At 73.6% G+C, this 2,059-nt stretch carries 1 protein-coding gene; it reads right to left on the reverse strand.

Annotated elements, in window-relative coordinates:
* Positions 1 to 1,964 (reverse strand): TPM domain-containing protein (locus G6039_RS30050; protein WP_164528196.1); only part of this gene is annotated, 1,964 nt, incomplete at its 3' end.
* Positions 1,965 to 2,059 lie beyond the last annotated feature (95 nt).

A 2,059-nucleotide genomic window follows, 5' to 3' on the forward strand; every position in this document is an offset into this window, starting at 1 on the left:
TATAAGAGACAGCCGCCCCCGAAGCCGCCCCCGCGGCCACCGGTCAGGATGCTGTTGATGAGGATTCCGCCGAGCACCGCACCCGCGATATTGCCGCCGGAGGCGCCGCCGCGGGGCGGACGCTGCTGACGCTCCCAGCGCTGCACGTCGTTCTGCGCTGCGCGCAGCGCGTTCGCCGCGAGGGTCGCGGCCGCCTGAGCGTGCTGCAGCGCCTGCCCCGGTTCCTGCGCGGCGAGCCGCTGCGCGGCGTCCAGGTGGCGCTGCGCCTCGGACAGCCGGGTGCGGGCCTCGGCGCCGATCACACCGCGCCGCGTCCCGATGAAGTCCGCCGCGGCGGTGACCTGCGATCGAGCCGCCCCCAGATCCTGTTCGAGGCGCCGGCGGGTGCGCTGCGCCTCCTCCTGCGCCTGACGGGTCCGATCGCGCAGCGCGTCGAGTCGTGCGTCCGCTTCCACGACCCGGGTGAAACTGCCCAGCGGGTCGGTGTTCATGTCCGCCCGGGCGTGGTCGAGGGCCGCCTGCGCGGCCTTGCGGGCCTCGGCGAGTTCCGCACCACCCGCGGCGGCGAGCTGTTCGGCGTCGGCGATGCCCTGTGCGGCGTCGGCCATCGCGGCCGGCAACGTCGCGATCGCCCGCCGGATGTCGTCGGCGGCGTGGTCGACTGCGTCGAGCATCGTGGCAGCGTGCCCGAGAGCACCCTCCGCTTCGCGGATGGCTCGCACGGCGTCGCCCTGCTCGCCGACAGGACGTGCCACCGCGGTGCGGCCCTGATCGACGGACTTCTCGGCGAACTCGATCTCGTCCTGCGCCAGCGTCACGTTGTCCGTGATCGGGGCGAGCGCGCCGGCCGGGAACTCCGTTCGCAGCTCGGTCAGCGTCGCCTCGGCCTGGGGCAACCGCGCGCGCAACGCGATCGCGCGCTGTGTGAGCGCGTCGAGGCGGGCGGGTGCGTCGAGCAGGAGGTCGCGCATCCGGTCGAACGCCTCGACCTGCGCGTCGAGTTCCCGGTCGGCCTGGCCGCACGACGAGATCAACTGCACGAGCATGTCGCGCTGCTGCTGGGGCGTCTCGGGGATGGCGTCGTCGAGCCGCTGCCGGATCTCGAACGCGGACGCCAGAGCCGACTGCGCCTGTCGATAGGCGCGGTCGAACGGCTGGACCGCGGCATCGCCGAACTCTCCGCGCGCCAGCTCGAGCGCCTCGGCGCTCGAGCGAACGGCGTTGTCCGTCTCGACCAGGATCTTCTGGGCGTACAGCTCGAGGCCCTCGAGCGGCAGCTCGCGCAGCGCGTCGGTGTCGGTCGGGTCGGTGGCCGCCGCCGCCTGGGCGCCCGCCTCGGCCCGCTTGCGCTTCGCGCGCCGGGAGTACAGGTACACCCCCCCGGCCCCGGCCGCGATCACTCCGCCGCCGACGAGCAGCGTGGTGCCGGAGCCGGAACCCGACGCCGACAACGCCGCGTCGAGACCCTCGGCCGCCGCCACCGCGGCCCCGGCCCAGTCCTGGCTACGCAACTGCGGCACGATCCGGTCCGCGCTGATGGCGTCCCGTTCGGACGCGGTGACCCCGGACAGGGCGTTCGGCGTCCACAGCGCGTACTCGCGGTCCTGCGTGGCCACGGCGAGCAGGGCCGTGTCCGTCCCGAAGTTGCTGGCCTGCGCAGTCCGCTCGGTCCAGTCGTCGGACGACAGTCCGGAGAACGTCGGCACGTACGCCACCCACAACTGCACCCCGTGTTCGGCGTAGAGCGCGTCTGCTGCCTGCTGGATCTGCGCCGTCGCTGCCGGATCCAGTACTCCGGCGGTGTCGGTGATCGGCTGGGGAAGCCGGAAGGGCGGCTCGGCCGTCGCCGAACCGGGCAGCACCAGCCAGGCCAGGGCCGCGAGCAGGATCGGCACCGACATCGACAGCGAGCGGCGGAGCGGGCGGGCCGGAAGCGGCCGGACGGCGACCGAATGCGGTGACATGCGTCGAATCTATCGGCTCGCATGCGCTGTCGCCCGTGGCGCGTCGCCGGGTGGGCGCGCTCGGAACACTGGCAGAATCGGGGAGTGAGTACCGC

The sequence above is a fragment of the Rhodococcus aetherivorans genome (assembly GCF_011058165.1).
In the GTDB taxonomy this organism is placed as follows: Bacteria; Actinomycetota; Actinomycetes; order Mycobacteriales; family Mycobacteriaceae; genus Rhodococcus; species Rhodococcus aetherivorans.